9 protein-coding genes are annotated in these 13,315 nt (G+C 64.3%); 3 read left to right on the top strand and 6 right to left on the bottom strand.

Annotated elements, in window-relative coordinates:
• Positions 1-288 (bottom strand): aminoglycoside phosphotransferase family protein, encoded by a 288-nt coding sequence (locus tag HAP47_RS20495; protein ID WP_231168316.1) that lies wholly within the window; start codon positions 286-288, stop codon positions 1-3.
• A gap of 151 nt (positions 289-439) precedes the next feature.
• Here HAP47_RS20495 and HAP47_RS20490 point away from each other — a divergent pair, with 151 nt between their 5' ends.
• Positions 440-697, top strand: coding sequence for a hypothetical protein (locus HAP47_RS20490; RefSeq protein ID WP_092114459.1), 258 nt, complete (start codon positions 440-442; stop codon positions 695-697).
• Positions 698-715: 18 nt separating this feature from the next.
• On the opposite strand, the gene HAP47_RS20485 is transcribed toward HAP47_RS20490, so the two are convergent.
• From HAP47_RS20485 to HAP47_RS20475, 3 genes are all read right to left on the bottom strand, one after another.
• Positions 716-2,059: a PQQ-dependent sugar dehydrogenase gene (locus HAP47_RS20485; protein WP_173643571.1), complete on the bottom strand. Its 1,344-nt coding sequence runs from the start codon at positions 2,057-2,059 to the stop codon at positions 716-718.
• A 240-nt stretch (positions 2,060-2,299) separates the two neighbouring features.
• A complete protein-coding gene (locus HAP47_RS20480) occupies positions 2,300-3,796 on the bottom strand; it encodes a sensor histidine kinase (protein ID WP_231168988.1) in 1,497 nt (498 codons plus the stop codon).
• A 16-nt stretch (positions 3,797-3,812) separates the two neighbouring features.
• Complete coding sequence (locus tag HAP47_RS20475) at positions 3,813-10,103, bottom strand: HAMP domain-containing protein (protein ID WP_371821633.1); 6,291 nt, start codon at positions 10,101-10,103, stop codon at positions 3,813-3,815.
• A gap of 284 nt (positions 10,104-10,387) precedes the next feature.
• Between HAP47_RS20475 and HAP47_RS20465 the strand changes: the two genes are divergently transcribed.
• A complete protein-coding gene (locus HAP47_RS20465; RefSeq protein WP_173643569.1) occupies positions 10,388-12,343 on the top strand; it encodes a hybrid sensor histidine kinase/response regulator in 1,956 nt (651 codons plus the stop codon).
• A gap of 15 nt (positions 12,344-12,358) precedes the next feature.
• On the opposite strand, the gene HAP47_RS20460 is transcribed toward HAP47_RS20465, so the two are convergent.
• Both HAP47_RS20460 and HAP47_RS20455 read right to left on the bottom strand, forming a co-directional pair.
• Entirely contained in the window at positions 12,359-12,712 is a 354-nt protein-coding gene (locus HAP47_RS20460; protein ID WP_231168314.1) for a hypothetical protein, read from the bottom strand.
• On the bottom strand, positions 12,709-12,969 hold the full coding sequence (locus tag HAP47_RS20455) for a hypothetical protein (RefSeq protein ID WP_173643568.1): 261 nt from the start codon (positions 12,967-12,969) through the stop codon (positions 12,709-12,711). The genes HAP47_RS20460 and HAP47_RS20455 overlap by 4 nt, the downstream gene beginning before the upstream one ends.
• A gap of 115 nt (positions 12,970-13,084) precedes the next feature.
• Here HAP47_RS20455 and HAP47_RS20450 point away from each other — a divergent pair, with 115 nt between their 5' ends.
• Positions 13,085-13,285, top strand: a complete 201-nt coding sequence (locus HAP47_RS20450; protein ID WP_229166414.1) for a DUF3072 domain-containing protein — start codon at positions 13,085-13,087, stop codon at positions 13,283-13,285.
• The last annotated feature ends 30 nt before the right edge of the window (positions 13,286-13,315 follow it).

Raw genomic sequence — 13,315 nt, 5'->3', positions numbered from 1 at the left:
CTACGCCATCCGGTCGAGTTCAGCCGCGGCAAGGTTTGCAATCTGCAGGTCGATCTCGGCGAGCGGATCGCCATCCCACCACTCCATGACGATGGCGCCGAGGCGCTCGTCCGGCTCGTTCGAGAGCTTGAGCATTGCCGGTTCGCCGTGCCGCAGCACCGGCAGCAACCGTGCGGCGTGCGTCACGATCGGATCGCCGTCGGGGACAAGGCTCCAGGCCGAGAGACAGGGATCGAACATCGGGCGGGTTGACTGGGTGATAAAGGGCCCTACCGTCGTTCTAAGCATTCCGTGTGCGCGCTGCCACGCTGGTTCCGTGCGGCGCATCGTGGCAGGACTGCGCCAACCGGTTCCTGGCCGCCCTGCCCATGTTGGCTGATGACAGCCCCCACCCTTCTCGCGCTACAATGTCGCAGCCGGTGCGACGGAGGGTGTGGTGATGCCGCGAAAGGGAATTACCGGGCACGACGATTGGGTGGTCACGGAAGCTCTGGCCACCGCGCTGGTCGCGCTCGAACAGTTACCGTCGAAGCATCAGCCGCGCGCGCATATGGAGGACGTCCGGAAGCTCCTGACCGCGAGATGTGAGGCCGGAGCCGTCACGCTGCATCTTGCGCAAGCCAAGTGCCGGTTGTTTCCCGATACCGACCCCCTGACCATCTATGAGGAATACGGCCTCAAGGACGGACTGGGGTAGCCGCCGCCGTCCGAACGGCTAGTCGTGGCTGACGCGCCAAATCGTGCCGTTGCCGTCCTCGGAGACCAGCAGCGCGCCGTCCCGCGCCACGGTGACGCCCACCGGACGGCCCCAGACCTCATTGTCGTCGATAACAAAGCCGGTGACGAAATCCTCGTACTCGCCGGTCGGCACCCCGTCCTTCAACCTGATGCGAATGACCTTGTAGCCGGTTCGCTTCGCGCGATTCCACGAGCCGTGTTCGGCTGCAAACGCGTCGCCGCGATACTCGGGTGGAAAGCTGCTGCCGGTGTAGAAGGTCAGGCCGAGTGAGGCCGAGTGCGCCTGCAACAACACGTCGGGAATAGTGACCTTGTCCTTGAGGTCGGGCCGCGCGCCCGTATGCGCGGGGTCTTCGTTGGCGCCGATATAGTACCAGGGCCAGCCGTAGAACGCGCCCTCGCGGATACGCGTCACATAGTCGGGCACGAGGTTGTCGCCGCGGCCGTCGCGCTCGTTGGTCGAACACCAGGGCGTGCCGCTTCCAGGCTGGATCGCAAGTCCGACGCAGTTGCGGATACCGGTGGCGAACAGTTTCTGGTTCTTGCCGTCGGGATCGAAGGCCAGCACAGCCGCACGGTCGGTTTCCGATCCCCAGGCAGCGCCAAGCGCGTGATCGCGGCTCCAGCTCTCGATACCTTCCGGCGGCCGGCCAAGGCCCTCGCCCGCGTTGCCGGCGGAGCCCACCGACACTAGCATCCGCTTGTCGTCGGGCGTGAACACGATGTCCCGCGTCGAATGGCTGTAGCCGCGCGGCAGCCGGGCGACAATGCTCTCAGGCTTTCCCGACGCCCTGAGATCGCCGTTGCGGTAGGCAAAGCGCACGACGCTGTCAGTGTTGGCGACGTAGAGCCATTGCGGATTGTCGCCGTTTGGAAAGAACGCGATGCCGAACGGCCGGTTCAGTCCGGTTGCGTAGACCTCATTGGTCGCCGGCTTGGTGGCGGCGTCGGCGCTGCGCAGGACTCGGATGCGGCCGGAGCTGGTTTCCACGACGAAGATATCGCCGTTGGGCGCGGTCCGGATAATGCGCGGACCACTCAGCCCGCTCGCAAACAACTCGACCTTGAACCCCGCCGGCACCTGCGGCGCCGCCGATGCGGGGCGCGACACGACGCGGGGTGAGTTGCTGCTGGAGGCCGTTGCCCCCGGCTTGGGCAAGTCCTGCGGCGTGATCAGACGCACCGTGCCCGGTCTGTCGCGCTGCCAGTCGCCGAAGGCCTCCGCGCCCTTCAGCACAGGTTCAGCGCCCGACCGCGCGATGCTGGTCGCTGCGAGGATGACGGCGGAAATGCTCACGCCGGCAAGGTTTGTCTTACGCATTTGCTCCTCGCGCGAGGTCGCTGTCAGACGCGCCGCTCATAGCGCAGTTCGCGCGCAGGATGCGTTCACAATGTCGTCTGTATCAATGGCCGTTGGGAAGCGCCGTCACATCAACAGGCGAGCGCTCCACAGGATGCACTAAAGCATGATCCGGAAAAGTGCGAAGCGGTTTTCCCGAAAAGATCATGCTCAAACAAGGAGCTAAAGCGCGATGACGATTCAACCTGATCTCATCGCGCTTTAGACGGCCCGGGAACTGACCATGGGCTTGCGCTCGGCCGTCGTCGACAGATCGCGGTAGGCCGCTGCTTCTCCAACCGGCGGCTTGAGAGGAACCGTGAGCCGGCAGATCAGGCCCTCGGCGCGCCAATCAAAGTCGGCCCGTCCGCCGAGTTGGGTTTCGATGCTGGCGATGACACTTCGTGTGCCGAAGCCCTTCTGCTTCGGCTTGGTCACTGGAGGCCCGCCGGATTCCACCCAGGCCAGGATCAGCGTGTCGTCCGCCACTTCCCAGGTGATCGCGAGCCGGCCCGGCAACACCGACAGGCTGCCATATTTGGCGGAATTGGTGACGAGCTCGTGCAGCGCCAGTGCCAGCGTCTGCGCGGTCGCCGGCTGCAACTGCACCTCTCCGCCGTCGATCCGGATCTGCCCGGCCTCGGAATAAGGCGCGATCTCCTCGGTCACCAGCCGCCGGATTTCGGCGCCCTGCCAGCTCGACAGCGACAGCACGGTGTGAACGCGCGCCAGCGCGGTGATGCGGCCCTCGACCGCCCGCACATAGGCGGTCACGTTCTGCGCGCGCGTCAGGCGCACGATCGACTGCGCCAGCGCGAGCGCGTTCTTGGCGCGATGGTCGACCTCGCGGGTCAACAGGCTCTGCCGTTCCTCGGCCTTCTTGCGATCGGTGATGTCGACGGTGACGCCGCTGACCCGCACCACCCTGCCGTTCCTGTCGCTGGTCGCCGCAGCCGTGCCGACGCACCAGCGGATCTCGCCGTTCGGCCGCACGACGCGGAATTCGGCCTCATAGGAGGTGTGGCCGTTGCCGAAGCCGGTCCAGCCCTGCCGGAGTTGTTCGACATCGTCGGGATGAAACAGCGTTCGGATATTATCGGAGGTCAGTGCGAAGGATTTCGGATCGACGCCGAAGATCTTGTATTGCCCCTCGTCCCACATCCAGTCGCCGTTGACCCAATCCCAATCCCAGGAGCCCATCTTGCCCGCGGCAATCGCCATGCTGCGGCGCGCCTCGCTTTCGACCAGCCGTGTGGTCGACTGCTCGAGCTCGGCGGTGCGCGCGCGCACCCGGTCCTCGAGCTCGGCATTGAGGCGTTCGAGCTGCCGCGTCTTGCGGTAGAGCTCGGCGAACACGCGAATCTTTGCGCGCAACACTTCCGGCACAACCGGCACCGGCACGTAATCGACCGCGCCCATTTCGTAGCCGCGCAGCCGATCGATGTCGCTGACCTGGATTGCCGAGATGAAGATCATCGCGGTCTTTTGAAAGCGCGGATGCTCGCGGATCATCGCGGCGAGCTCGAAGCCGTCGAGCTCGGGCATGCAGACGTCGACCAGAATGACCGCGACTTCATTCTTGAGCAGGAACTCCAGCGCCTCGCGGCCCGACGAAGCGGCCACCAGCGTCTCGCCGAGCTCCTTCAGGATGACCTCATAAGCCAGCAGCTTGGCCGGCTGGTCATCGACCAGAAGGATGTTTACCTTTTCATGGTCCATCATATTCGATCGCCGATCAGCGGTGCAGCCACATGCGGATCGCCAACAGCAGTTGCTCGGTGTTCACGGGTTTCGCCAGATAATCGGATGCGCCTGCTTCCAGGCATTTCTCCCGGTCACCTTTCATCGCCTTCGCAGTCAGCGCGATGATCGGCAGCCGCGCAAAGGCGGGATTTTGCCGGATGGCGCCGATGGTCTGGTAACCGTCCATCTGCGGCATCATGATGTCCATCAGCACGATCGCGATCTTCGGATTGGACTCCACCAGCGAGATCGCCTCGTGACCGGTTGTCGCAGTCAACACCTTCATACCTCGCCGCTCCAGCACGCTCGACAGCGCGAAGATGTTGCGGGCGTCGTCGTCGACCAGGAGCGCGGTCTTGCCAATAAGATCCTCATCGGAACTATTTAGCTTCTCCAGCATCCTCTGTTTTTCGACAGGCAATTCCGTGATCACACGGTGCAGGAACAGTGACGTTTCGTCGAGCAGGCGTTCCGGCGACTCCACTCCTTTGACGACGATGCTGCGCGCCATCGTGTGCAGTTCCGCGTCCTCTTCGGCCGAAAGTTCCCGGCCGGTAAACACGACAACGGGTATACTGGAGAGCGTCTCGTCCTTGCGGATATGATCCAGCACCTCGAAGCCGCTCATGTCGGGCAGGCGCAGATCGAGCACGACACAGTCGCATGGATGCTCGCGCAACGTTGAGAGCGCCCCTGCCCCGGTTCCGCTGGTCACGATCTCGATATCCTCGTGACCGAGCAACTCGGTAATGCTGAGCTGCTCCGCCGCATTGTCCTCCACGATCAGCAGGCGCTTGCGACGCGGTCTGGCGTATTCCTTGATCTGCGACAGCGCCGCGCTGACGCCCTCGGTCGTGGTCGGCTTGTTGACGAAGGAGAAGGCGCCGCGCGCCAGCGCATGTTGCCGGTCCTCGTCGAGCGTAATGATCTGGACTGGAATATGACGAGTCAGCGGATTGTGCTTGAGCTGGCTCAGCACCGTCCAGCCCAGCATGTCGGGCAGGAAGACGTCGAGCGAAACCGCGCTCGGCTGGAACTGCTTGGCGAGATCCAGCGCCTCGGCGCCGCGGCTTGCGACTAGCACCTTGAAGCCCTTGTCGCGCGCCAGATCGATCAGCACCCGCGCGTAATGCGGGTCGTCCTCGACGATCAAGAGGATCGTATCGCCGGGCTCGAGATCGAGCCGGTCGTCCGGCAGCTGCTCAATCACGCGCTCCTGTGTGCCGGACGACTGCAGCGATGGCGCCGCCGTGTGCGGCATCGCCAGCGCCTGCGCCTGCGGGCGCAAGGCCACCGACGGTCCGGCATATTTCAGCGGCAAATAGAGCGTGAAAGTCGAACCCTTGCTCGGCGCACTCCGCAGATGGATCTCGCCGCCGAGCAGGCCCGCCAGTTCGCGGCTGATGGCAAGGCCAAGGCCCGTGCCACCATATTTGCGGCTGGTGCCGGCGTCGGCCTGCTGGAACGCCTCGAAGATCAGCTTCTGCTTGTCCTGAGGAATGCCGATGCCGGTATCCGACACTTCGAATGCGACCACGGCTGGTGCGGCGTTCAGGATCGGATGCTCGGCGCTCCAGCCGCCCAGTGCGGCCGACACGGTCAGGCTGACACCGCCCTCCGCGGTGAACTTGAATGCGTTGGACAGCAGATTCTTCAGCACCTGCTGCAGCCGCTTGGAGTCCGTCACCATGCTGCGCGCAAGATTGGCGTCGACATCGATGCTGAAGGACAGATGCCGGTTCTCCGCCTCGTGCCGGAACGGCCGCCCGACCGTCTCGAGCAGGCTCGAGGTGAGGATTTCCTCGGCATCGACCGTCACCGTGCCGGACTCGATCTTGGACAGATCGAGGATGTCGCTGATCAGGTTCAGCAGGTCGGTGCCGGCGCCGTGAATGGTGCGGGCGAATTCGACCTGCTTGCCGGTCAGATTGCCGTCCGGATTCTCGGTGAGCTGCTGGCCCAGGATCAGGATCGAGTTCAGCGGCGTGCGCAGCTCGTGCGACATGTTGGCGAGGAATTCGGACTTGTACTTCGAGGTCAGCGACAGCTCGGTCGCCTTCTCCTCCAGCGCGCGGCGGGCCTGCTCGATTTCCTGGTTCTTGCGCTCGACGTCGACATTGCGTTCGGCCAGCTGCTGGGCCTTCTGCTCGAGCTGGTCGTTGGTCTGCTGCAGCTCCTTCTGCTGGGTCTGCAATTCGCCGGCGAGCTGCTGCGACTGCTTGAGCAGCGCCTCGGTCTGCATCGTCGCCTCGATACTGTTGAGCACGATGCCGATGCTGTCGGTCAGCTGTTCGAGGAAGGTGATCTGCGATGTCGTGAACGACGAGATCGAGGACAGCTCGATCACCGCCTTGACCTGGTTCTCGAACAGCACCGGGAATACGACGAGGTTCTTCGGCATGATCCGCATCAGCGCCGAATTGACCGGCACCGCGTCGCCGGGAATGTCCGAGACGAGGCGCTGGCGCTTGTCGAGTGCGCACTGGCCGATCAGTCCTTCGCCGAACTGAACGATCTGCGGATGCGGATTGCTGCTGTCGCTGGCATAAGCCGACAGCAAGCGCAGCTGCGCATTCTCGGGATTGTCGACCTGGTAGATCACGCCCATATGCGCGTTGATCAGCGGCGCCAGCTCGGTCAGCAGCAGGCGGCCGACGGTCGCAAGATCGCGCTGGCCCTGCAGCATGTTGGTGAAGCGCGCCAGATTGGTCTTCAGCCAGTCCTGCTCGGTGTTGCGCTCCGTGGTGAGACGGAGGTTGCCGATCATCGTGTTGATGTTGTCCTTCAGCTCCGCGACTTCGCCGCGCACGTCGACCTGGATCGAGCGTGTCAGGTCGCCCTTGGTCACGGCGGTCGCCACTTCCGCGATCGCGCGCACCTGGGAGGTCAGGTTGGCTGCGAGCAGATTGACGTTGCCGGTCAAGTCCTTCCAGGTGCCTTCGGTGCCGGGCACGTTGGCCTGACCGCCGAGCCGGCCCTCGACGCCGACTTCGCGCGCCACGCTGGTGACCTGTTCGGCGAAGGTCGCAAGCGTCTCGGTCATGTTGTTGATGGTGTCGGCGAGCGCTGCCACCTCGCCCTTCGACTTCACCGTCAGGTTCTGCTTCAGGTCGCCGTTGGCGACCGCGGTCACCACCTTGACGATGCCGCGCACCTGCTCGGTCAGGTTCGCCGCCATGACGTTGACGGTATCGGTCAAATCCTTCCAGGTGCCGGCAACGCCGCGCACTTCGGCCTGGCCGCCCAGCTTGCCCTCGGTGCCAACTTCGCGCGCCACGCGCGTCACCTCGCCGGCGAAGGCGTTGAGCTGGTCCACCATCGTGTTGATGGTGTTCTTCAGCTCGAGGATTTCGCCCTTCACGTCGACCGTGATCTTGCGCGACAGGTCGCCGCGCGCCACGGCCGTCGTCACTTCGGCGATGTTGCGGACCTGTGTGGTCAGGTTCGCGGCCAAGAGGTTGACATTGTCGGTGAGGTCCTTCCAGGTGCCGCCGACGCCGGGCACCACGGCCTGGCCGCCCAGCCGTCCTTCGGTGCCGACCTCGCGCGCCACGCGGGTCACTTCGGCGGCGAACGAGCGAAGCTGCTCGACCATCGTGTTCAGGGTGTCCTTGAGCAGCAAGATCTCGCCGCGCACGTCCACCGTAATCTTCTTCGACAGGTCGCCGCCGGCGATCGCGGTCGCGACCTCGGCGATGTTGCGGACCTGCGCGGTCAGATTCGACGCCATGAAGTTGACGTTGTCGGTCAAATCTTTCCAGGTGCCGGCGACGCCGGGCACTTCGGCCTGACCGCCGAGCTTGCCTTCGGTGCCGACCTCGCGCGCCACGCGCGTCACTTCGCCGGCGAAGCCGTTGAGCTGATCGACCATCGTGTTGATGGTGTTCTTCAGCTCGAGGATTTCGCCCTTCACGTCGACCGTGATCTTGCGCGACAGGTCGCCGCGCGCCACGGCCGTCGTCACCTCGGCGATGTTGCGGACCTGTGCCGTGAGGTTGCCGGCCATCGAGTTGACGCTGTCGGTGAGGTCCTTCCAGGTGCCGGCGACGCCGGGCACGTTGGCCTGGCCGCCGAGGCTGCCGTCGGTGCCGACCTCGCGCGCCACGCGCGTCACCTCGCCGGCGAAGCGGTTGAGCTGGTCGACCATCGTGTTCAGCGTTTCCTTCAGCTGAAGGATCTCGCCGCGCACGTCGACCGTGATCTTGCGCGACAGGTCGCCGCCGGCGATCGCGGTCGCGACCTCGGCGATGTTGCGGACCTGAGCCGTCAGGTTGCCGGCCATGGAGTTGACGCTGTCCGTCAAGTCTTTCCAGGTGCCGGCGACGCCGGGCACTTCGGCCTGGCCGCCGAGCTTGCCGTCGGTGCCGACCTCGCGCGCCACGCGCGTCACTTCGCCGGCGAAGGCGTTGAGCTGGTCGACCATCGTGTTGAGCGTTTCCTTCAGCTGGAGGATTTCGCCCGACACGTTCACTGTGATCTTCTTCGACAGGTCGCCCTTCGCCACCGCGGTCGCGACCTCGGCGATGTTGCGGACCTGTGCCGTCAGGTTCGAGGCCATCGAGTTGACGCTGTCGGTCAAATCCTTCCAGGTGCCTGCGACGCCGCGCACCTCGGCCTGGCCGCCGAGCTTGCCCTCGGTGCCGACCTCGCGCGCCACGCGCGTCACCTCGCCGGCGAAGGCGTTGAGCTGGTCCACCATCGTGTTGATGGTGTCCTTGAGCTCGAGGATTTCGCCGCGCACGTCGACCGTGATCTTCTTCGACAGGTCGCCATTGGCGACCGCGGTGGTGACGCCGGCGATATTGCGAACCTGCGCGGTCAGGTTCGACGCCATGAAGTTGACGTTGTCGGTGAGGTCCTTCCAGGTGCCGGCGACGCCGAGCACGTTGGCCTGGCCGCCGAGCTTGCCTTCGGTGCCGACCTCGCGCGCCACGCGCGTCACTTCGGAGGCGAAGGCGTTGAGCTGGTCGACCATCGTGTTGAGGGTCTCCTTCAGCTGAAGGATCTCGCCCGACACGTTCACCGTGATCTTCTTCGACAAGTCGCCGCCGGCGATCGCGGTCGCGACGTCGGCGATGTTGCGGACCTGGGCGGTCAGGTTCGACGCCATGAAGTTGACGTTGTCGGTGAGGTCCTTCCAAGTGCCGGCGACGCCGGGCACCTGGGCCTGGCCGCCGAGCTTGCCTTCGGTGCCGACTTCGCGCGCCACGCGCGTCACTTCCGACGCAAACGAGTTGAGCTGGTCCACCATCGTGTTGATGGTGTCCTTCAACTCGAGGATCTCGCCGCTGACGTCGACCGTGATCTTGCGCGACAGGTCACCGCGCGCCACCGCCGTGGTCACGTTGGCGATGTTGCGAACCTGAGCGGTCAGGTTGCCGCACATCGCGTTCACCGAGTCGGTCAGGTCCTTCCAGGTGCCCGCAACGCCGGGCACGATCGCCTGGCCGCCGAGTTTGCCATCGGTGCCGACCTCGCGCGCCACGCGCGTCACTTCCGAGGCGAATGAACGCAGCTGATCGACCATCGTATTGATGGCCTCCTTCAGCTGCAGGATCTCGCCGCGGACGTCGACCGTGATCTTCTTGGACAAGTCGCCGTTGGCGACCGCGATCGTCACCTCGGCGATGTTGCGGACCTGGCCGGTCAGGTTGTTGGCCATCGAGTTGACGCTCTCGGTCAGGTCCTTCCAGACGCCGGTCACTTCCGGCACCTGGGCCTGGCCGCCGAGCTTGCCCTCGGTGCCGACTTCGCGGGCCACGCGCGTCACCTCCGAGGTGAACACCGAGAGCTGCTTGATCATCGTGTTGACGATGTTCGCCGACTGCAGGAATTCGCCGCGCAGCGGCCTGCCTTCGACGTCGAGTTGCACGGTCTGCAGCAGGTCGCCCTGCGCCACCGCGGCGACCGCGCGGGTGACCTCGCGAGTCGGCCACAGCAAATCGTCGATCAGGGTGTTGACCGAGCTCTCCATGTCGGCCCAGGCGCCGCTGGCGAGGCCGAAATTGACGCGCTGGCGGGTCTGTCCCTCACGGCCGACGACCTGTCCGACGCGCGCCAATTGCTGCGCCATGCGCTCGTTGGCGGCGGCGATTTCGTTGAAGGCGTCCGCGATTTTGCCGTCGATACCGAGATAGTCGCCACGCATCCGAACCGAGAAGTCGCCACCGCGCATCGCCTGCAGCGATTGCAGCAGGTCGTGCGAGGAATCGAGGCTTCCGTTCGATGATTGGGCGCGGCGTGTTTCAGCACGGGGACGAGGCGGCGAACCGAGATCGGTCATGTAATTTCCCCTACGCGCTGGCTACGAATCCAGGGACTCGGAGGAGCCAGTGTGACCATAAGAATGACTGCCCTTAATCTATTCAAGCGGGAAAACGCCAAAACCGCGATTTGTGACGCAAACCGAGGGGCTTAATCGCGAATGGAACCAAAAGTTCCAATGCGCATTGGAACTTCTTGCGCAGTAGCGTAAGCCGTTCGTATTGCTTGGGCCCGATCGGCGCATTTGATCCGCATTGGAACATTGGCCTCGCCGGAACGTTCCCGGCGTTGGCAGGATTGGTGATGGTTAAGAAATCAGACCAGCTCAAGCGGGGCATCTTCGAAAGCGAGCGCAGCTTCCAGCTGTTGGTTGGAGGGGCGATTGACTATGGGATTTGCACGCTCGCCCCCGATGGACGGGTGATCAACTGGAACAAGGGCGCCGAGCGCATCACCGGCTATCCGGCTAAGGCGATCCTCGGCAAGCACTTCGCACTCTTGTATACCGCGGACGACCGCGCATCCGGACTTGCCGCGAAAGCGTTGCAAATGGCGCGGAAAGAAAAGCATGCCGTGGCGGAGGGTTGGTGCGTCCGCAAGGATGGTTCGCAATTCTACGCCTCTATCGTCATCGATCCCATCTACGAGAAGCGCAAGCTCGTCGGCTACGCGATGGTCACCCGCGACATCACCGAGCGCCGGCAGGCCCGCGCGGATCTCGCGGCCAGCGAAAGCCAGTTCCGCCTGCTGGTGAGCAATGTCACCGACTACGCGCTGTACATGCTGACGCCGGAGGGCATCGTCGCCAACTGGAACGCCGGCGGCGAACGCATCAAGGGCTATTCGCCCGGCGAAATCATCGGCCAGAGCTTCGCGCGGTTTTACACGCCGGCCGACCAGGCCGTGGGCAAGCCGGCCCGTGCGCTCAAGATCGCGGAAGAGACCGGGCACTACGAGGAGGATGGCTGGCGCGTCCGCAAGGACGGCTCGTTCTTCTGGGCCAGCGTCGTGATCGACCCGATCCGCGACAGCGACGGCAGCCTGGTCGGCTTTGCCAAGATCACGCGGGACATTTCCGAGCGGCGCGAGGCGCAGCAGAAGCTCGAACTGGTGCAGCGACAACTGGCGGAATCGCAGAAGATGGATGCGCTGGGCCAATTGACCGGCGGCGTCGCGCACGACTTCAACAACCTGCTGATGATCATTTCGGGCAATCTGCACCGGATCAAGCGCGAGGTGACGAGCGAGCGTGGCCAGCTTGCCCTGAGCGCGATCGAAACCGCATCCGAGCGCGCCGCATCCCTGACCAGCCAACTGCTCACCTTCGCGCGCCGCCAGAGCGTCAACCCGCAGACCATCCATGTCGCCGACAGGATCACCGCGGTGCGCGAGGTGCTGAGCAGCGCGCTCGGCGGCGCGATCAAGCTGAACATGGAGATCGAGCCGGATCTCTGGCCGGTCTTCGTTGACCCCAACGAGTTTGAGACCGCGCTGATCAACCTTGTCGTCAATGCGCGGGACGCGATGGCTAGTGGCGGTACACTGACGGTCTCGGCCCGAAACGTACCCGCAACCACCGAGGTGGCCGTCGGCGTGGCCGATACCGGCGAAGGCATCCCCCAGGATGTGCTGAGCAAGGTCTTCGACCCGTTCTTCACCACCAAGCCGATCGGCAAAGGGACCGGCCTCGGACTGTCCCAGGTCCACGGCTTCGCGCACCAGGCCGACGGCCGGATCGAGATTGCAAGCACGCTTGGCAAGGGCACCACGGTCAGCATCTACCTCCCGCGCGGGACCGCGGCCGCAACGGGTACGACCGCGGGCCACAGCGTCCGCGGCTCAGCGACGGTCCTGTTGATCGAGGACAATCCGGCCGTCGCGGATGCGAGCACCGGCCTGCTCGAACAGCTCGGCTACACTGTGCGCTGGGCTTCGAGCGCAGAGGCTGCCTTATCGGAAATCGACGCCAACGGGATCGATGTGGTGTTCAGCGACATCGTGATGCCCGGCAAGATGGATGGGCTGAAGTTGGCGCGCACGATCCGGGACAGGAGGCCCGAGCTGCCGATCCTGCTGACGACGGGCTACAGCGAGAGTGCGCGCGACGTGCGGTCCGACTTTCCAGTCCTGCGCAAGCCGTACCACATTCACGACCTCAGCCGCGAACTCTCGAAGCTGACGGGGCAACGCTCCGAAAGCGTGTCGGACGATCTCCCGGCAAATGAAGATGTGCCCAGAAAAGCGAGAGCGCGGTCATAATTTTCAAACGGAGGGCTAACGGTCCGCTGGCCAGGTTCGCCGCACCAATTGCACCCGTTCGATGCGGCTGCATTGTTCGCAGCGATATTGAAGGATGTCCTTGCCCTCGCTGCCCGGAGAGCTGCTCTCAAGCCGCATCGTCCTGATGCAGCTGATGCAGGAGATCAGCGTCAGCAACGGACTGCGATCGTCATTCATCGATGCCCGCGGTGGCGCGGTCGGATCGGCGATCATGGCGCTGGGCGATGCTATGGCGTTGGCTCTCACCACAAGGAAATGCCCACCCGCGGTCAGGGTTCCCGCCTCGAAACCAGATTTCGGCTCCAGCCCGGTGGGTGGCGCGCTGTCCTGTTCGGGCGGACCGATCAAACCCTCGCGTTGCTGGGCCTGAGCCTGCCCTTGTCCGATTTGTCGGGAGCCGGCTTGCCGGTCACAACGGAGCGATCCGCAAAGCTTCGGCTCAACCGCTCCCGCACCGCGGGGAGGCGCTCGCCGCCGCCGGCGGCCTTCCACCGGCTGATGAGCTCGGTCACTTCGGCGCGCATCGCCATCAGCCGGTATGACGCTTCGCTGCAATCCAGATCGCGGTTGACCTGATCCCGGATCGACGCTTCGACCAGTGTCATCTCAGCCCGCAAAGTGCTGATCTTGCGACGAATTTCAGTAATTTTATTGTCCATGGCTTCTTAGAACAAAAATAGAACATATTGTCAAGTCACGTTCAGGCAAGCGAGGTGAGCGATGAGCATGGCAGCGGTGAGATTTGGCGGGGTTGCGGAGCGGCTGGGCGGGCTGATGTCGCGTGCCCAGGCGCTGCGGTTGAGGACCCTGGCCGAGGAGGCCTATCAGCCGAACCAGTACGCGCGCGACCTGACATCAGAGGAGGCCGAACGGCGCATCGATGCCCTCAGGGCGGAGATCGCACTGGCGGATTCCTTCTGAACCGCCCAACCCGGACCAGGCCGGACACTC

This window comes from Bradyrhizobium sp. 41S5, from assembly GCF_011516665.3.
GTDB lineage: Bacteria > Pseudomonadota > Alphaproteobacteria > Rhizobiales > Xanthobacteraceae > Bradyrhizobium > Bradyrhizobium quebecense.
The sequence above is the reverse complement of the archived record's forward strand: the minus strand, read 5'-3'. Positions and strand labels throughout refer to the sequence as shown.

What these genes read in the sequence shown, in the direction of transcription:
- HAP47_RS20495 (WP_231168316.1), bottom strand. Translation starts at nt 288, where the DNA reads ATGCTTAGAACGACGGTAGGGCCCTTTATCACCCAGTCAACCCGCCCG.
- HAP47_RS20490 (WP_092114459.1), top strand. Translation starts at nt 440, where the DNA reads ATGCCGCGAAAGGGAATTACCGGGCACGACGATTGGGTGGTCACGGAA.
- HAP47_RS20485 (WP_173643571.1), bottom strand. Translation starts at nt 2,059, where the DNA reads ATGCGTAAGACAAACCTTGCCGGCGTGAGCATTTCCGCCGTCATCCTC.
- HAP47_RS20480 (WP_231168988.1), bottom strand. Translation starts at nt 3,796, where the DNA reads ATGGACCATGAAAAGGTAAACATCCTTCTGGTCGATGACCAGCCGGCC.
- HAP47_RS20475 (WP_371821633.1), bottom strand. Translation starts at nt 10,103, where the DNA reads ATGACCGATCTCGGTTCGCCGCCTCGTCCCCGTGCTGAAACACGCCGC.
- HAP47_RS20465 (WP_173643569.1), top strand. Translation starts at nt 10,388, where the DNA reads ATGGTTAAGAAATCAGACCAGCTCAAGCGGGGCATCTTCGAAAGCGAG.
- HAP47_RS20455 (WP_173643568.1), bottom strand. Translation starts at nt 12,969, where the DNA reads ATGACACTGGTCGAAGCGTCGATCCGGGATCAGGTCAACCGCGATCTG.
- HAP47_RS20450 (WP_229166414.1), top strand. Translation starts at nt 13,085, where the DNA reads ATGAGCATGGCAGCGGTGAGATTTGGCGGGGTTGCGGAGCGGCTGGGC.